This is a genomic window from Lysinibacillus sp. fkY74-1, assembly GCF_053165895.1.
In genome coordinates this window covers 74,646-93,324 of the sequence record NZ_CP170173.1, presented here as the reverse complement: position 1 = coordinate 93,324, position 18,679 = coordinate 74,646, and the positions used below count along the sequence as shown (strand labels likewise).

Here is an 18,679-nt window from a genome sequence, read left to right as displayed (position 1 = left end):
AAAAAATGTTTCGTTCATTTTTTGCTATTATCAAAACAGTTTTTAGGCCATCTTAATACATCCCAGCGTAATTGTACCTGTTCCATAGGCTCGAAATAGCTGAACATTGTGTCAAGATTTCGAATTATGTTAACCATAACGAAAAACATATGACTGCGCTGGAGGCCATAACTTTTAAAGCTGGTGGTTTTCTATCTTAAAATGAATACACTTCAGGTTTCAAGATACCAATATAAGGTAAATTACGATATTTTTCAGCGTAATCTAAACCATATCCAACCACAAAGCCGTCCGGAACTTCAAAACCAACATAATCTGCCGATAGGTTCACTTTTCGACCTGATGGTTTATCAAGTAAAGTAACAATTTTAATTGATTTTGCTTTACGATATTTAAATAAATCTACTAGATAGCTTAACGTTAAACCGCTATCGATGATGTCTTCGATAATTAATACGTCACGCCCTTCAACACTCGTATTTAAATCCTTTAAAATTTTTACTTCTCCAGATGACACGGTAGCATTACCGTAGCTAGAAACATCCATAAAATCTAGCTCAATGAAAGAATCGAAACGTTTCATGAGGTCTGTCATAAATGGCATTGCTCCTTTAAGTACACCAACAGCTAATGGGAAAGCATCTTTGTATTCCTCTGTTAATTGTGCACCTAGATCTGCAATTCTTTCTTGCAATTGTTCTTCTGTAATCATAACTTTTTCGATGTCATTTTGTAACATATCGATTCCTCCTCGTGATGTATCAACAAATCTTCAACCAATTACGGTGAAATATTTTACAAAGACCTTAGTCTACGATGAGCACTGTATCATCGTTTGGTTGCGGAGTGGTTGAAAAAAACATTCCCATACGCACACCAATTACCGCTACCACCTCATCAGACTGAGAAATCAGTAACGGCCAGCTATTCCGCTCATTTAAAGGAATCTTTTCATCTATAAAAAGGCGAGATAAGCGTTTTGGCTGATCCATTCCTTTTAACAGCATTCTGTCTCCATCCTTGCGTGCTCGAATATAGAGCGGAAGGTGGAGTTTGCTAGCGTTAAAATAAAAAAGTTGTGCAGTATCCGTTATCAATTCGGACGATAAATCGTGCAACTTGACTACGCATAAGCGTTCACCATTCATCAGTGTTGTCCACCCATTAGCAGCCGAAATAATTATTTTTTCAGAAGAAGCATGGTCCTCTGTTGAACTATTCTTCCGAATTATTAATTTTCCGTAACGGCGAACTGCAAGGAAATCTTCAGGCAAGTGAATTTCAGCATACCCTGCTGTCGTATCACAAAGCTTTAAAATTGAAGTCAATAAAGCATAACTTTGTATCGTATTTGAATCTTTGTAAAGATAGTTTAATAGTATTAAAATGAGCCTCCTTTGTAAAGCAAGTGGTACCAATTGAAAAGCCTCAATTTCCATGCTATATGTATTTTCGTTACTTCTTTTAATGGTTTTGGAAAATACATCTTGGGCTAATGTCATTAAAAAGGCATTGTCTTCTTGCAATTGCGATGTAAAATGAGTCACCTGCTCGGTCACTCTCGGGTTTTCTGCTTCAAGTAAAGGCACCACATGATGTCTAAAACGATTTCGTACATAAGTATCTTTTGAATTACTGGCATCCTCTCGATAATTTAAACCTTTTCTAAGTAAATATTCCCCTATTTCAGTCTTTGTAACCGTTAAAAACGGACGAATTAATGTTTTTCCTTCAAAATGTCGTTGAGGGCGTATGCCTTGCATGCTATTCATTGTTGCATTTTTTGTCAGGGCCATTAATACTGACTCCAGTTGGTCATCCGCATGATGTGCAGTTACAAGCTTATTAGCATTCGTTTCGTACAAGACTTCTTTAAAATATCGATACCTTTCTCTACGGCATATTAGCTGTATATTGCCATTCTCCTTTGCAAGTATTGTTGGTATGGAGATCGCTGTGGCATGTAAATAAACGCCATTATCATCACAATACTTTTGTACAAATGCCCTATCTTCCGCAGAAGCTTCTCCTCTCAGCATATGGTCAACATGTACTGCTTCCACCCGAATGTTCCAGTGCTCTTTTGTTTGAACAAAATAATGAAGTAAAGCCATAGAATCTACTCCCCCCGAAACGGCGATGAGAAGATGGTCGTCTTGCTGTAATAATTGCTCTTTTTCAATAAATGTCTTAATCTTTAATTCAAATGACAAACGCTTCTCCTCCCCTTTTCGATAACATAAAAGATGATTAACTCACAGAATATTGAGCTGGTCTAAATACAGCCCATGTAGGTACAACATGTGTCACCTCTAACATGAGTACTGTACAATCATCTTCTATTTCAAAATAATCTTGGAATGACTGCATAATCGTTGTTAGTTTTTCTTGAATAGTATTATTTGTACTGGCTACCTGCTGTGCATAGGCTAAAAATGTCTCTTCTTGTTCATCCCAGTCAGCAACACTAGAAAACAGGCCATCTGAATGCATTAAAATGACATCACCAGCTTTTAGCTTTCTTTTTTCAGCCTCAACTGCAGAAATAGATAAAAAACCTACAGGTGCTGCATTGCTTTCAACCTTTATGATTTCCTTCCCTCGTAAAATATAGGTCGACATTCCCCCAGCCTTCCACGACCATAAATCACCATGCTGTAAATCAACTAGTGCAAAATCAAGGGTTGCATACATATCATCCTGTTGCTTTAACGACATGACATAATGCAACGTATGCATTGCGGTTTCAGGATTCATATTGTAATTAAGGCACTCTCGCATTAAATGTATTAATTTTCTACTTTCATGTTGCGCTTCTTTACTTTGCCCCATACCATCAGATAACAAAATGGCAAAAAGTCCTGGATGCAACTGAAAAAGCGCGTGTGAATCCCCAGAATACAAGGTCGCATCTTTAGACATGCTATATATATCATACTCTACTTCAAAGCTAATAGCTGATCTAAAGCATATTTGAATATGTCGAAAAGGTATTTCACAAGCCACCACTTTTTCAATTTCAAATGGTTCATTAAAAATTTCGTAAAGAATCGGCAAAATCATCCGTTCAGCTAATGTCGTATCTTTTTCCCAATCGACCCGCGCTGGCGCCAAAGCACAAACTATCTTTCTAGCTCCTGGCTTATTGTTAAGTACATCAAGCTGAAAGCATTCAATATGGGCATCCTTTAAGCGTTCAATAATATCCTTTTCAACACTTACAAAAGAGACCGTATCCTCCTTCATTTCAGCAATTAACTGGTTTAAATGATTACTCATATCACGAAGCTGTAGTGCAATCATTTTTTTCCCATGAAAGTACTGCCCGTTAATGCGTTCTCTGTATAATTCAGTATCTAACTCCTCAAAAATCTTTGTCGATTTCACGCATTTATAGCGCATTTGTTCTTCTACACGATGAATGGCTGATTCCTTGCCTACTCCCTTCATATGAAACCAGTCTGTCATCAGCTTGTCCATCCCATTATTTTGTGCTCCCCAGCAATGATCATAGCGGAAACAGCTTAAACATGTATTCATCGGGGATACTTCCTTCGCTTCCTCAACGGGTGCGGTCATAAAACGCTCAAATACCAGCTCCTTCATAAATTGCACGAAATGCTGAAAATGTTCTAATTTATATGTGACGTGTTCAGTTAACCAATTTTGTCTTGCGATTAAAACCTCCTCCCGTTGTGGGAAGAGCTTGTCCCGCACCTTATCTGAATATTTTCTTGGGATGGTTAGGAAAAGAACGCTTCCAATGGCAATGGAAGTGAAATACACACTATCTAATGGCAATGTCGCATCATAAAATAAAAAAAACACACTAGGTAAGATACTCCCAATGGCAACACCGAATCTACCACCTTTAGCTCCCATACCTGCACATAGTCCTGTTAAGGTGGCAACAGATAGCATGCCGGTAAAGGAAAGCTTAGCAACACCAATGAGGGTTCCTAATACCGCTCCGATTACCGTTGCCAGCGGCACACTTCCAACTAATGCCCCAAAACAAATAAAAAGCTGCAATAAAAATATAGGAAGCGAAAAATAGCTAAACACAACTGCTTGCATCCCTGTAAGCATGGCAGCAAACACTACTAACCCTGACCCGAGCTTTTCGTAGGTCCAATGGCTTGTAAACCATTCATACGAGTTGACGAAAAGCACTTGCATAAATAGAGTCATAATTAAAGCTAGTGCCGCTTCACAGCCTACATAAAATTGTACAAGCACTGGTGGTAAGCCTTGATACATCGCCCCTTGCCACATAAATTGCACTAATAGAACCGCTAAAGAGACGGCAATACTTTGAGGTAGTCGCCAGTAACGGAAACGCATAATACATTCATACATAATAATTTGTAGTGCTAAAATAACGACCTGTCCAAAGCCTAGGAAAAAACAGCCCGCCAAACTTCCAAATAAAACAAATTTGGCATACTCCCTATACTTTGTTCGAATAATTGCCCAAAAAGGAACTGAGAATGGTACGGCCGCTTCAAATACAACGGATTGAGCCAAAAAAAAGGATGTTAAAAAAAATAGGGAGCCTATGAAGATTTGCTTCTTTTTGATCCCTAACTTTCGGTCGTCTACATCTGCTGTATTATACCAATCAATACTTGTCATTTAATTATCCCCTTTCCCGCACTTTTGGCTATTATAAAGAATTATGCACGGAAAGATTGTCTGACGTTGGCATAAAAAAATATAAACATTTCGACGAATACGTATACATAAATACGTAAATTGGCAACAATTACCTTTATAATTGTCGGTCAATTTGAACCTACGTGAAGTTATCTGTCCCTGACAATACAACAGATTTCATCGACCTTTTAAATAAAACCTTCTTAAATAGGCGTGCTATCTACTTTCTCCCAATGACGGCGATACAATTCTACTTAAGAACAAAAAATCCGCTAAAACAGCTATATATAGCTGACTCTGTCTTATATTGTTTAACCAATTTTATTGCAAATTATATTTTTTGATATTTTTTTATTAATTTTCTTGACACTAGCGCCAATGGCTTGTATTATTTAACTTGTTGCTTAAACGACATGCGGAAGTAGTTCAGTGGTAGAACACCACCTTGCCAAGGTGGGGGTCGCGAGTTCGAACCTCGTCTTCCGCTCCATCAAAAATTGGCGGCCTAGCTCAGCTGGCTAGAGCGTACGGTTCATACCCGTAAGGTCGGGGGTTCGATCCCCTCGGCCGCCACCATAATAGGCCCCTTGGTCAAGTGGTTAAGACACCGCCCTTTCACGGCGGTAACACGGGTTCGAATCCCGTAGGGGTCATCTCAAATAGGCGTCTCAGAATGATATTCTGAGACGCCTATTTTTTACTCTATAATGTCGATGTGTCCAAGGTTTAACTATGTGACTAAGTATAAAATATGGCATACTACATATAAGATTGTATTTTTAGGAGGTTTATTTTCCTTGAGCGCATTAACTAAAGCTGCTTTAATTTGTGGAAGTGGCTCAATGATTATTCTTATTTCAATACTTATTAATTTACCATTTGTTATTCAAATAATGTTACTACTTTGCGGGCTCGCTGTGAGTGTATACGGAGTCTTTTTGCTTGTTAAAATGGTTGTTCATCCATCAGAAAAAGTTTCCATTGCTCCTGCCGATGAAAAAGTAGTTACACCTATCAAAAAGAAAAAAGGACCTTCCTCAACTTTATAGGTCAATCCACTAAAAAGGGATTAGCTTCTTATCAAAGCTAATCCCAACTCTATATCATACACTTTTTCTACGATTAAAACAGTCAGCAAACTACCCTCTTCTAGCTCCGCGACCTCCGCGTTTTGACTCTGTAGCACGTTTAAGTGTTGCTAGACGTTCATCACTATCTTTTAAGAAGCGTGCCATTTTTTGCTCAAAATTTTCTTTTGGCTGGTGGCGGTCGTTACGATCGTTAGAGCGATTATCGCGACGTGGACGTGCTGGACGCTCTGGACGCTCTGGTCTCTCAGCTTGAGGCTTTGCTTTACGGATTGAAAGACCAATCTTTCCGTCCGCTTCAACATTCATCACTTTTACTTCAACTTCATCTCCAACTTTTAGATGCTCATTGATATCTTTTACATAATTGTCAGCAACTTCACTAATGTGAACTAAGCCTGTTTTGCCATCTGGCAGCTCAACGAATGCTCCAAAATTTGTGATTCCTGTTACTTTACCTTGTACCTTGCTGCCTACTTCAATTGACATAAAAAAAATGCTCCTCCTTAAAAATTAAGCGACTCTTTTGAGCCATGTAATCAATTTAATTAAACTTTTTACTGCAATAAGCTTCTCTTTTCATTATATATAACTAAAAAAGTGTGTCAACAATACATAGCTTTTCAGTCGTCTTTTTTATCTTCCTTATCTGGAATTATAAAAATAATCTCACCTTTTTCAGACAAGTAATACTCTTTTCTTAATAGTTTTGCGATATATTCATCATCCTGTAATTGTTTGATTTTTAGATTTAAAGAATCCTGTTCCTCTTTCAATTCAGAGAGATGCTGTTTCGCTTCTTCCTTTGATTTCTCTTTTATTGCTAATGTTTCGTGTTGGTTGGATAGCACATTTAAGAGAAGGGCGATAATAATGACTGGTACAATCGCAAAAAAGACGATACGACGCAATTTACGTTTTCGTGCCTGCTGCTTGCGATTTATAGCTTTATCCGTGTTACGGACATAGTCATTATCAAGCTTTGTAAAGTTCTGTTGTTCATCATTTGATGAATGACGTCTTGTCATGCCCGCACCTCCGAAAATTATTGTTGCTTTTTATTATACTTCAAATATCGTAACTTTTTTAAAAAAGTGTAGGACAAATACGAATAAATTTTGACAAAAGGTCTTATAACAATCATCACTATATTTAATAAAAATTGCAAAATATGTCGAATAACAGAGACGATGAAGCGCACAATGAACCAAAAGGGTCTCCATGTAATATTCACCAAAACTCTAGCTATGAAACGTAAAATAGTTTGAAAAAATGATTGATACAAAAAAATTCCGGCTATTTGCGCTAGCGGGTCGTATGCCCGCCATGCGCCGTCTTTTAGCCAAAATAATAAATAATATGTCAGCCCTCCAAGTAGAATCCATGTCAGTAATTCAAAAACCATCATCCACTTTCGAAGGCTTGACCTTTTTGGAGTTGAGAAAACAATAAGCCTTACGCTATCAATAATGAAACCAACTGCTATACCGCTCACAACCATGACAATTAATTGAAAGAATTGTTCACTAACAATCATCCAAATAATTTATGAAGGAAACCCTTCGAGAAGCCACTTTCCTCCTCGTCGTACTGTAAAGTTTTTACGGTTCCTTCAAGTGTCAATAATCCTTTGTCAACATCTAAATGAACGATATGCAGTTCCTCTCCACGGATTAACAAATGCCCTTGGGACGTCTTAATGAAAAACTCTTCCTGATCAAAGCGTTCAATTGATTTTACAGAAGTCATGTCCATTCTTTTACGATTACGAATCGTTAAAATATGCTCTCCAGATGGAATTGTGTAACGATTACTTTCTTGATGTAGCGTCATTTTTTTCCTCCTTTAGTCGTCCTAGCTTCTGTTCACTTTATGCGGACAACCATCAAAGCATGACAACTTTATTTAAGTTGTCTATTTCTTTCATCCATAAATGGAAGCAGGAACAACATTAGGAGGTTAAAAAAGAAATTTATTCTTCATCATCTATAAATTCAGGTTCAATTTTTTCTAGTCTCTCTTCTTTCAAAATGGTAAACATTTTGGCTGCATCTTCTTTTTTCACTGTCTCACGTATTTCTTCTACACGTGCTGTTACTATTTTTTGACCAAATCGGATGGCCAGTTCATCTCCAGCTTTTACTGAACTGCTTGCTTTCGCTACCTTCTCATTGATAGTGATACGCCCCTGATCTGCCACCTCTTTAGCTAAAGTACGACGTTTGATTAAACGTGAAACTTTTAAAAATTTATCTAATCTCATAGTTCTTTCTCCCTTTCTAGTTGCTTCGCTTCATTCCAGAACCTATCTAATTGATCTAAAGTAAAGTCAGCAAATGATTTTCCACTTGCCTTTACTTGAGCTTCCACATAGCCAAATCGTCTAGCAAACTTTTCATTGGCATGCAGGATTGCCTCTTCTGGAGATAATTTATAGAAACGTGCTAAGTTCACTAATGTAAATAATACGTCTCCTAATTCATCAAGTCTGGATATACTAGAGCCATTCGTCACTTCATGGCTAAATTCCTGCCACTCCTCCGCAAACTTATCCCATGCACCTTCTACATCCGGCCAGTCAAAGCCTACTTTGGCAGCTCTATTTTGATAATTAAAGGCTGTCTGTAGCGCCGAGGACGCCCTATACTCCCCGTCTAATAGTGGTTTATCAGTCATACCCTTTTCTTCAGCCTTTATAGCCTCCCAATTGGCTACAACACCATCAGCATCTTCCACTGCAACATCTCCAAAGACATGTGGATGGCGACGAATCATCTTCTCACTAATAGAAGCTAAAACATCTTCAAGCGTAAAGTAACCTTGATCTTCACCTATTTGTGCATGTAAAAACACCTGTAAGAGCACATCACCAAGTTCCTCAATCATTGCAAAATCGTCTTCAGCGTCTACTGCAGCTAAATATTCATGTGCTTCTTCGAGTAAATATTTTTTTAAGGACTCGTGAGTTTGCTTTTGGTCCCATGGACAGCCATTCGGACCTCTTAATGTTGCAATAATCGTACGGAATGTTGTCCAATCTCTTAAAGCCTCTTCCTGTGAATTTACAGGTGGCACATAGACTGTTGTTAAATTATTAACCTCAACACTTTGATCGAGCTCATAGAGTGGTACAGTAACAATTTTTTCTTCCGAAGATCCCGCAGCCGTCACTACTGTCACTGGATACTCGTCATCATATTTCTCCATCAAAGTTAGCTTTACTTCTGAAGCACTAAATGTATCGTACACTTGGGCAATTAAGATATGCTGACGCATATTAATGTCATGCATGGAAAAGCTAGTGCCATCTAGCAATTGAAAACCTTCAATCGGATCAATTTTCAATGCACCAAATATAGGATCCAAGAAACTCTGTCCACCTTCTATAACAAGATTGAAAGTTCCCTCATTCGCTGCTTCTATAAGCAATTGGACTGTTTGTTCGGCAACCAATGGATGACCTGGTACTGCGTACATAATATCCTCTATTGCGGTAGCTGCTATAAGTGATTCTGCAATTTCGGCATACACTGGCTGGAATGCGTCATGTTTTTCATATACTTTGTCAAAGCTTTCAAACGTTATACCTTCTGCCGCTAATTCTTCTAGTACCGGATGATCAACTGTACGAACAAATAATTTTTTTGTAGCTTTTAATTTTTTATATACGCCCATCTGCAACTGATTAAAATCACCTGCACCTAGACCAATAATAGTTAAAGTATTCAATATTTCCACCTACTTCTTTGAATTTAACCATAGTTGGTAAACAGCCATCCTACGTCCAAACGGCAGTAAATACCACTCTTTTTCTACTAAAACTCGTTTCTTCGCAATCATTGTAAGCATAACAAACGCCCCCAAGCCTACAGCTGTAAATCCTGCGATCACAGCCACTGAACGTGGTGACAGTAAATGGCCTAAAAAAGCCGATACCAGCTGTAGCCATACTAATACGACCACTGCCATACTTATTGATGCGAGCCCCACTTTTTTATAAAATTCTTTGGATGCTAATTGAATACCAGTTATTGTTTTTAAATAAACAATAAGCAAGAATGCTGTTACTAATAATCCAATATCATTTGCAATAGCTGCTCCTAATACACCAAGCCAGCCTATCAAACGAACATTTAATATAATTTTTAACACAAATCCTATCATTAAGAATAATGCTGGCTTCTTTAATTTTCCATAGCCTTGTAAAATGGCTGTAAATGTAAGAATAATTGATAAAGGCACTATTTGGAATACATACACAATTAATACTTCGGACAATGCATTGGTTTTAAAAAGCATTTCATTTAAATACGGCATAACAAGCATTAATCCTAACGAAGCAGCCCATCCAAACAAGATAGAAGCTTTGTACGTTAATTGGATAAATGGAATGGCACTTCGACCTTCTTGTTTTTTCGATAGATGAGCAACAAGTGGAACAATTGCAAGAGATAAAGAGGATGCGATAACAACTCCTAATTGTACTAGCGGCTGTCCACGATCATAAATCCCCTTCGTTTCTTTAGCAACTGTAGAGTCCATACCATGATCGATTAATAACGAATAGATTGTAAAGGAATCAACTAACTGATAGCCAAGTAATAATAGGCCACTCATACTTACACTTAAGCTAAGCCATGTAACTTCTTTCATAATAGGCAAGCTTTTAGCCTTGTGTAGACGAAGATGCACACGGAATAGACCAAAGCGTTTAGAAAAAATATAGGCAAGTAATACAAATGCGATAATTTCCCCAACCACTGTACCAATAACGGCCATTTTCCCTGCAGCATATAGAGATTTTGTAGTAGTCATAATGACAAATGTTCCTGTTAAAATAACGGTTACCCTAATCGCCTGTTCAACCACTTGAGCATAAGCAATAGGCTCCATAATCCCTCTAGATTGGAAGCCACCTTTCAAAATAGCAAGTGCCGGCATTACCAATACTACAAGAGAGCCTGTACGTATCAACGGTGCTAGTTGAGTATCACCCATCAACTGGGCTATTTTATCAGCCCCCCCAAATAGGACAGCAAAAAACAACAATGAGAGCACCGTCAAATAACGGAAAACGACACGCATTATCATGCTTCTTTTTTCATTACGTTCTATTGTATCAACTATGCAATCATTATCTGCAAGCATTTTTGAAATGGCTATAGCAAAGCCACTGGATGTCCAAACAACGAAAATTGAAATAACTGGATATACCTGTTGATAAATATAAAAGCCTTCATCACCAACTAGATTTTGAAAAGGTACACGGTAAATTGCACTAAGGACTTTTACGATAAGGGCAGCGATTGTCAATAAGGCCGCTCCCTTCATGTAGCTTTTCATACCAAAACGTTGCGACATAAATTGCCCTCTTTCCTTCTTAACAATGCCAATAGTATAGCATATCTTAAAAGTTTGACGCGCCAGGCACTACTACTGTTCCTAAATTGGCCTATATTTATGTACGCAAAAAAAGTTATTACTCGGCCTTAAAGGTCATCGCAATAACTTTTACATGCATCAGCTATTCATTTGTTTCGCTAAGAAGTTTGCAGCTGTTTCCACTACTTTTACTTCTACCTCACCAACAAAATGCACTTTAGACAATACTATAATGCAGCCAATTGGGTCACCATTCACCATAATAGGTGTTGCACAATATGATTTTACTTGCTCATATTGTCCAGGAACAATTTCAATAGATGTCTCCATTTTTTCAATCTTTGTGGAGCGCTCCTCCATGAAGCCTTCTGCAAAGGACGTAATACGACGATTGATATATTCTTTTTTACCTATCCCTGCTACGGCAATCACTTCATCACGGTCTGTGACAAATGCTGGTGTTCCTAATGTTTCATATAATGTTTCAACATATTCTCTTGCAAATTCTCCTAAATCGTTAATCGGAGAATATTTTTTTAATATGACTTCACCTTCACGGTCCGTATAAATTTCAAGCGGGTCGCCTTCACGAATACGTAGCGTCCTACGAATTTCTTTTGGAATAACTACACGCCCTAAATCATCAATACGACGAACAATTCCTGTTGCCTTCATTCTAATGCCTCGCTTTCGCTACAATAAAATTTTTTATTCAACTATAGTATGGTTTTTATTTGAGCAATCTATGCAAAAACTGAAGAAAAAGGATTTCACAACCATTAATTTTTTCAAAAAAATTTGCATTACATCAATCAACTCCTTATTAGAGTACCCAAGGAATAAGTTTCTATAATACATTTATTAAAATTGTAACGAAAAAAGGCAGTCTTATCTTTATTTGAAAAGATAGGACTGCCATCTACTATAGCTTCTTTGCTTTATCAATAATTTGCATCAGCTCTTCCAAAATGTCGAAGGGTTGATATTTTCCGCATTTCCGCTCATCAATCGTTAGTTTTAATTGCATGCCATCCATACCAAAACCAACAGCACGTTCAAATTTCATGGATTCTTCAATAATTTTACTACCATCAACATTTGCCGTCCCCTGTTCAGACAACAATATAGTTATAAGCTTCTGCTTCTCTTTTACAGAGATGACTCCCGCGCCTAATCCCCATACTTTCATTCGTGCTACACGTAGTAAACGCTCTGTTTCAATTGGAAGATCACCAAATCGATCTTCTAATTCCTCCATGATTTCACCATACTCTTCCACCTGATCCATTGCTTTAATACGTTTATACATTTGAATTTTTTGGTATCCATCAGGAATATAGACATCAGGAATATACGCATCGACACTTAATAAAATTTCAATCTCAGGTTTTTCTTCTTTTTTCACACCTGTTTGACGCTCTGCAATTGCCTCTTGAAGCATCTGTGAATATAAATCAAAACCAACTGAATCAATAAAGCCATGCTGTTGGGCTCCAAGTAAGTTCCCAGCTCCTCGAATAGATAAGTCTCGCATAGCAATTTTAAAGCCTGATCCCAACTCCGTAAATTCTTTAATGGCCTGCAATCTTTGCTCGGCAACATCTGTCAATACTTTATCACGCTGGTACATAAAATAGGCATAGGCTACCCGGTTAGAACGCCCAACGCGCCCACGCAATTGATAGAGCTGAGCTAAGCCCATTCGATCAGCATCGTGAACAATTAGAGTATTGACATTAGGAATATCTACACCAGTCTCAATAATAGTCGTTGTTACAAGTACATCATAATCGCCTTCTAAAAAGGATAATATGACTGACTCTAATTCAGTCTCTGACATTTTCCCATGTGCATGACCTATTCGTGCCTCTGGAACAAGCACTTGAATTTCCTCAACTTTTCTAGCCATATCTTCTACGCGATTATATAAGTAAAACACTTGTCCGCCACGTGCCATCTCTCTTTCGATTGCCTCTCGTACTAGTGCCCCGCTATGTTCCATCACGTATGTTTGAACTGGGAATCGATTGGCTGGTGGTGTTTCAATAACAGACAAATCTCGGACGCCTACCATTGACATATGGAGTGTTCTCGGAATTGGTGTTGCTGTTAAAGTTAACACATCGACATTTGTTTTTAACTGCTTAATTTTTTCTTTATGCGTTACACCAAAACGTTGTTCTTCATCAACAATTAACAAACCAAGGTCTTGGAATATTAAATCCTTCGATAAGATTCTGTGTGTTCCAATAACTATATCGACTTGCCCTTCTTTTAGCCCTTTTAATGTAGCTGTTTGCTCTTTCTTAGACCTGAAGCGTGATAGCAATCCCACATTAATAGCAAAATCCTGGAAGCGTTCACGAATTGTTTCATAATGCTGCTGGGCTAAAATGGTCGTAGGGACAAGGAAGGCAACCTGTTTGCCATCTTGAATAGCTTTAAATGCTGCACGGATAGCCACTTCTGTTTTACCATAGCCTACGTCACCACAAACTAGGCGATCCATAGGACGCTCACGCTCCATATCCCTTTTTACTTCAACAATAGAACGTAGCTGGTCCTCAGTTTCTTCATAGGCGAACATTGCCTCGAAGTTACGTTGATCATCATTATCAGGTGTAAAAGCATGCCCTTTTTCAGCTTCCCGCTTCGCATAAAGCTTAATTAAATCATCTGCAATATCCTGTACAGCAGATGATACCTTGGCCTTCGCTTTTTTCCACTCTGCGCCACCTAATTTGTGTAGCTTCGGTTCACGATCCTCTGATGCCACATATTTTTGTATTAAGTCTATTTGCTCGACAGGTACATATAATTTATCGTCTGCACGATATCGAATATGCAAGTAATCCTTATGTGTTCCATTTACCTCTAACGTTTCTACACCAATGTATTTCCCTATTCCGTGGTGAACGTGAACAACATAATCACCAGGTTTAATTTCCGTATAGCTTTTAATACGTTCAGCATTCGTCATTTTTTGCGTACGTGCTTTTTTCTTTGCCTGCTGCTTAAATAGCTCATCCTCTGTTACAATGGCCATACGTTGGAGTGGTAATTCGAAACCACTTGACAATGCTCCATCGACAATATAAATTCCAGGCTCTGTAGGCTCACCTATCGCCGCATGGATATCATACTCTTCTAGCATTTGCTGAACACGCTTCACACGCTCTTTATCTCTAGCTACGATGAGTACTGTAAACTTCCCAAGTAACCAACGTTCAATCTCACTTTGTAACAAGGCCATTTGACCGTGAAATTGTTGCATTGGCTTGCAAGAAAAGTTAGTGGTCTTATTAAACGTTATTCCCGAAAATGTACGTGAGAATAATGAAAAGGAAAGCTTTTGTTGCGACAGCATGGCCACTATTTCCTTTAATGTGAAGGCTGGTTTAACATCATGAACCATTTTCCCTTCTTCAATTAAAGATAAGAACCATTCCTCTTCTTCACGTTCCCAAGCGTCCATAACTTCTTGGATGCGTCCAAGCTCATCAAACAGAACAATTCCATCTTGGGCAAAATAGTCGCCTAAATAAGCCGATTTATCATATAATAATGATCCATATTTATTGACATAGTCTGGAAGATTCCCTTGTTGTAGCAATTCAATATCATACTGAATATGCTGATAAAGGAGTTCTTTGGTCTCCTGCCTTTTAACTTTCTTTAGGCTTGCCCCTAACGCTTTTTCTAAACGTTCTGCCAATGTCTGTCTTTCTGATTTTGTAAGAATAACCTCAGAGGCAGGAAGTATACGAATTTTTTGTAGTTTATTAATAGAACGTTGATCATCTGCCGAAAATGTTCTTATAGAATCTACTTCTGTGTCAAATAATTCAATACGAATAGGTGATGCTAAATACGGTGGATAAATATCAAGTATGCCTCCACGTAAGGCAAATTCGCCAGGTGTAGTCACCATGGAATTACGTACATAGCCCATTTCAACTAATGTTTGTAGCCATGCATCCACTTCAATTTCATCGCCCACAGTTGTTTGTAAAAAATAGTGTAGCCAATGTTCCTTCGGCTGCATGATCTTTCTTAAACCGGCAACAGGGATTACATAAACAGCCTTCTCACCTCTAGCTAAGCAATCAAGCGTTGCGATTCGTTCCGCTCGTAATTCTGGAGAGGCCACGGAAAGGTCTGCAGCAATAAATTCGTCAGCCGGGTAATAGTGAACATTTTCTTCACCTAATAGTCCAGCAAGCTCATCCACCATTCTTTGCGCCTGCAGTAGATTAGGAGAAACAATGTAAATCGGCTTCTTTACATATTCAAATAACGCATCGACCATCACGGGACGTGCGCTTCCAGTTAAACCTGTAATCAGCTGCGATGCAGTTTGACCGCTCTGAATATCCTGTAAAAATGATGTAATATGTTTATCCCGCGACACAAGCTGTCGTAAAACTTCCACAGTCAAAAGCTCCTTTCAGCATAAAATTCCATTTGTCATTACTAGTATTCTAGTGCTAGTTTATATATTTTTATTTATTAGCCATTTTACGAAATGGAAAAAGCCTTGAACACACATGAAGTGTGTCAAAGCATCCTTCCAATTATTGAATCCATTTATTGAGTGCATGATAATCTGGATATTGTCTCAGCGAATCCTCACATTGCTCACAAATACAGTGCACAGTCGTATGTCCATGCTGATCTTTCTCAACATAATCATCGGCTTCTCCCAATTCGAAAATATGTAGTTTTCGAATTGTATCATCTGCATCAAATGGTAGTGTCCCTATTTCTACTTCACAATGTCGACATCGATAGCGAACTGACATCTCCAAATCATCCTCCTTTAAGCAACTTTCTACTTAAAGTATAGACATTTATAAATCGGATTATGCACTTTCTTGATGTCTTCAGCATTGTATGAACTTAAAAATTAGAGAATTAATTTTTGCTTATAGGAAAGACTTATCCATATAAGCATGAGCTTAACTTAGACTTTTATATCCAAATATTTTAACTAAATTCCGCGACTTTACTTGTTAAAATGATTCATCACATCAAGAAACGGCTTTGAAAGAGATACTTCTACAGCATTTACAGACTTTTCAATAGCTTCATTCATAGAAACCTGATCTTCTTTTGAAAACTTTCCTAATACATAATCTGCAACCTTCATGCCAGCAGGTGGGCGACTAATACCTACCCGGATTCGATTAAATTCCTGTGTCCCTAAATGTTGAATTAAGGACTTAATGCCATTGTGGCCACCCGCACTTCCTTTTTGGCGCAAGCGCAATTTCCCAGTTTCCAAATCTAAGTCATCGTATATAACAATTAGATCTTCCACATCAATATCAAAATAATCCATTAAGGGACCTACACATTCCCCTGATAAATTCATATATGTTAAAGGCTTAACAAGTAGAACCTTTCCCTCAGGTCGATGAACAGTTGTATACATACCATTAAATTTTGAATTTGTTAAAGGCGTCCCCCATTTTTCTGCTAACGCATCGATCACATCAAAACCAATATTATGTCTAGTATGCTCATACGGTTTACCCGGATTTCCTAAACCAACGATAATTTTCATAAGTACCTCTCTTCTTTCAAATCTAATAGTCATTATTTTACCATACCACATGCCTAGAAAGCATTTTGAACAATTACTAAATCCCATTAAACTTACAAAAAAAGCTAGCAAGAAAGTTTTTAGCTTTCTTACTAGCCTGAAAAATAATTTATTTTACACTTGCTCTTCTTCTACACTCGCTGAAACTTCTTCTTGCTCTGCCGAAACAGGAGCTACAATCGTTACTAATAGATAATCATCTTCACTAATAATTTCTACAGGCGTTTGATGTCGAATCTCTGCCACTGTCAGAGATTCCCCTACTTTTAATGATGAGATATCAACTTCAATGGAATCAGGTAATTCAGCTGGTTTTACCTTCACTTTTAATTCTAAGTTAGGCTGCATTAAAATACCGCCTTCACTCACTCCAACTGACTGACCAATTAATTTAATTGGCACATCTACCTCTAATTCCTCCGCCATATTAATTGCTAAAAAGTCTACATGATTAACTTCATCTTTTAATGAACATTGCTGTACTTCTGATACAACCACATTCACTTTTTTCCCCTCTAAATCTAGTGAAAACACACTGTTTTGCCCATTTTTTTGAATGGATTTCTTAAATTCTTTTGCAGAAATAGAAATTGGGGTTGAATCTAGCTTATAGCCGTAAATAACTGCAGGAATGGCTCCCCCTTTTCTAAGTTGGGTTAATGTCGAACGATGCCCAGTTTCGCGCTTTGTAACACTTAATACTGTACTCATACCTCTTTATTCCCCTTCCAAGAAAATTATTTACGCCTTATCAACAATTAGCCACTCCTCATTTTGTGACTGTTTTGTTAAAGGCTATAATAATATTTACCTCTATTAGTTAAAGTAGTGTAAATATTATGAAGACACATTTACTATTATACCCCTTTATTAGGAGATTCACACATAATAAACCCTTTCCTTTGCTTAAATAAAGAAAAAAGGACAAATCCATCTAAAAAGATAGGTTTGCCCTTTATATAATATCTTGATGATTAATCGAATAGAGTACTTACAGATTTGTTTTCGTAAACGCGAGAAATTGCATCAGCCATTAATTTAGCTACAGAAAGCTCTGTAATTTTTGGAGATTTTTTATCTTCCGCAAGCTGAATTGTATTTGTCACGACTAATTCTTTAATAGAAGAGTTTTCGATACGTTCGATAGCTGGGCCAGATAGTACAGGGTGAGAACAGCAAGCATACACTTCTTTTGCACCCGCAGCACGTAATGCATCAGCACCGATCGTAATTGTACCTGCAGTGTCAATAATATCATCAATCAAGATTGCCACTTTACCATCAACATTACCCACAATGTTCATAACTTCTGCAACATTTGGTTTTGGACGTCGCTTGTCAATAATTGCAATTGGTGCTTTTAATCGTTCAGCCATTTTACGAGCACGTGTTACCCCACCATGGTCTGGTGAAACAATAACGATTTCATCTTCTGGAATACCTTTAGATTTGAAGTAATCAGATAATAATGGTACTGCCATTAAGTGGTCAATTAAGATATCGAAGAAACCTTGAATTTGAGGTGCATGTAAATCTAATACAATCACTCGTGTTGCACCAGCTGTCTCGAGTAGGTTTGCCACTAATTTAGCTGTAATTGGTTCACGCGCTTTTGCTTTACGATCTTGGCGTGCATAACCATAATAAGGCATTACGACGTTTACTGTACGAGCAGATGCACGTTTAACTGCATCTACCATAATTAAAAGCTCCATTAAATGTTCGTTTACTGGTGCAGAAGTTGACTGCACGATAAACACATCACAACCACGAATACTTTCTTCAATGCTAATTTGAACTTCTCCATCGCTGAAGTGCTTAACAGAAGATTTCCCTAATTCTACACCCATTTCTTGCGCAATTTCTTGAGCTAGTGGGTTATTTGAATTTAGAGAAAATATTTTTAATTGTGAGTTTGCATAATGATACGGCATGATGGCCTCCTGTT

The 18,679-nt window shown here is 37.8% G+C and carries 17 protein-coding genes and 3 tRNA genes; 4 read left to right on the top strand and 16 right to left on the bottom strand.

Annotated features, from left to right (window positions below; all coding sequences use genetic code 11):
- Positions 1–196: 196 nt before the first annotated feature.
- The 3 genes from hpt to ACE1MS_RS00445 all read right to left on the bottom strand — a co-directional run bounded on the left by hpt (position 197) and on the right by ACE1MS_RS00445 (position 4,635).
- Positions 197–739, bottom strand: a complete 543-nt coding sequence (gene hpt / locus ACE1MS_RS00455) for a hypoxanthine phosphoribosyltransferase (protein ID WP_012291895.1) — start codon at positions 737–739, stop codon at positions 197–199.
- 67 nt (positions 740–806) lie between these two features.
- Entirely contained in the window at positions 807–2,213 is a 1,407-nt protein-coding gene (gene tilS / locus ACE1MS_RS00450; protein WP_031416125.1) for a tRNA lysidine(34) synthetase TilS, read from the bottom strand.
- Between the two features lie 37 nt (positions 2,214–2,250).
- Complete coding sequence (locus tag ACE1MS_RS00445; RefSeq protein WP_012291893.1) at positions 2,251–4,635, bottom strand: SpoIIE family protein phosphatase; 2,385 nt, start codon at positions 4,633–4,635, stop codon at positions 2,251–2,253.
- Positions 4,636–5,071: 436 nt separating this feature from the next.
- Here ACE1MS_RS00445 and ACE1MS_RS00440 point away from each other — a divergent pair.
- From ACE1MS_RS00440 to ACE1MS_RS00425, 4 genes are all read left to right on the top strand, one after another.
- Positions 5,072–5,146, top strand: a tRNA-Gly gene (locus ACE1MS_RS00440).
- A 9-nt stretch (positions 5,147–5,155) separates the two neighbouring features.
- Positions 5,156–5,232: transfer RNA gene (locus tag ACE1MS_RS00435), tRNA-Met, on the top strand.
- 5 nt (positions 5,233–5,237) lie between these two features.
- Positions 5,238–5,309, top strand: a tRNA-Glu gene (locus tag ACE1MS_RS00430).
- A 144-nt stretch (positions 5,310–5,453) separates the two neighbouring features.
- Positions 5,454–5,705, top strand: coding sequence for a hypothetical protein (locus ACE1MS_RS00425; protein WP_416278062.1), 252 nt, complete (start codon positions 5,454–5,456; stop codon positions 5,703–5,705).
- Positions 5,706–5,795: 90 nt separating this feature from the next.
- Here the strand turns inward: ACE1MS_RS00425 and ACE1MS_RS00420 are convergent, their stop codons facing one another.
- The 13 genes from ACE1MS_RS00420 to ACE1MS_RS00360 form a co-directional block, all read right to left on the bottom strand.
- Entirely contained in the window at positions 5,796–6,233 is a 438-nt protein-coding gene (locus tag ACE1MS_RS00420; protein ID WP_008180281.1) for a S1 domain-containing RNA-binding protein, read from the bottom strand.
- A 134-nt stretch (positions 6,234–6,367) separates the two neighbouring features.
- Positions 6,368–6,772, bottom strand: a complete 405-nt coding sequence (locus tag ACE1MS_RS00415) for an FtsB family cell division protein (RefSeq protein WP_012291890.1) — start codon at positions 6,770–6,772, stop codon at positions 6,368–6,370.
- Between the two features lie 17 nt (positions 6,773–6,789).
- Complete coding sequence (gene yabQ, locus ACE1MS_RS00410; protein WP_012291889.1) at positions 6,790–7,281, bottom strand: spore cortex biosynthesis protein YabQ; 492 nt, start codon at positions 7,279–7,281, stop codon at positions 6,790–6,792.
- Complete coding sequence (gene yabP / locus ACE1MS_RS00405) at positions 7,278–7,577, bottom strand: sporulation protein YabP (RefSeq protein WP_004229167.1); 300 nt, start codon at positions 7,575–7,577, stop codon at positions 7,278–7,280. The genes yabQ and yabP overlap by 4 nt, the downstream gene beginning before the upstream one ends.
- 139 nt (positions 7,578–7,716) lie before the next feature.
- Positions 7,717–8,007, bottom strand: a complete 291-nt coding sequence (locus ACE1MS_RS00400) for an RNA-binding S4 domain-containing protein (RefSeq protein WP_008180273.1) — start codon at positions 8,005–8,007, stop codon at positions 7,717–7,719.
- Positions 8,004–9,473: a bifunctional methyltransferase/pyrophosphohydrolase YabN gene (locus ACE1MS_RS00395; protein ID WP_036215140.1), complete on the bottom strand. Its 1,470-nt coding sequence runs from the start codon at positions 9,471–9,473 to the stop codon at positions 8,004–8,006. The genes ACE1MS_RS00400 and ACE1MS_RS00395 overlap by 4 nt, the downstream gene beginning before the upstream one ends.
- Before the next feature lie 9 nt (positions 9,474–9,482).
- Positions 9,483–11,105: a putative polysaccharide biosynthesis protein gene (locus tag ACE1MS_RS00390; RefSeq protein ID WP_012291887.1), complete on the bottom strand. Its 1,623-nt coding sequence runs from the start codon at positions 11,103–11,105 to the stop codon at positions 9,483–9,485.
- 159 nt (positions 11,106–11,264) lie between these two features.
- Positions 11,265–11,801 carry a stage V sporulation protein T gene (gene spoVT / locus ACE1MS_RS00385; protein WP_012291886.1) on the bottom strand — a complete coding sequence of 179 codons (537 nt, stop codon included), beginning with the start codon at positions 11,799–11,801 and terminating at the stop codon, positions 11,265–11,267.
- Positions 11,802–12,048: 247 nt separating this feature from the next.
- The gene (gene mfd / locus ACE1MS_RS00380; RefSeq protein ID WP_012291885.1) at positions 12,049–15,558 is read right to left on the bottom strand and encodes a transcription-repair coupling factor; all 3,510 of its coding nucleotides are present in this window, start codon (positions 15,556–15,558) and stop codon (positions 12,049–12,051) included.
- A 142-nt stretch (positions 15,559–15,700) separates the two neighbouring features.
- The gene (locus ACE1MS_RS00375) at positions 15,701–15,928 is read right to left on the bottom strand and encodes an anti-sigma-F factor Fin (protein ID WP_008180264.1); all 228 of its coding nucleotides are present in this window, start codon (positions 15,926–15,928) and stop codon (positions 15,701–15,703) included.
- 203 nt (positions 15,929–16,131) lie between these two features.
- Positions 16,132–16,692, bottom strand: a complete 561-nt coding sequence (pth, locus tag ACE1MS_RS00370) for an aminoacyl-tRNA hydrolase (RefSeq protein ID WP_031416108.1) — start codon at positions 16,690–16,692, stop codon at positions 16,132–16,134.
- A 153-nt stretch (positions 16,693–16,845) separates the two neighbouring features.
- Positions 16,846–17,442 carry a 50S ribosomal protein L25/general stress protein Ctc gene (locus ACE1MS_RS00365; RefSeq protein WP_012291883.1) on the bottom strand — a complete coding sequence of 199 codons (597 nt, stop codon included), beginning with the start codon at positions 17,440–17,442 and terminating at the stop codon, positions 16,846–16,848.
- A gap of 263 nt (positions 17,443–17,705) precedes the next feature.
- The gene (locus tag ACE1MS_RS00360; protein ID WP_012291882.1) at positions 17,706–18,665 is read right to left on the bottom strand and encodes a ribose-phosphate diphosphokinase; all 960 of its coding nucleotides are present in this window, start codon (positions 18,663–18,665) and stop codon (positions 17,706–17,708) included.
- Positions 18,666–18,679: the final 14 nt, after the last annotated feature.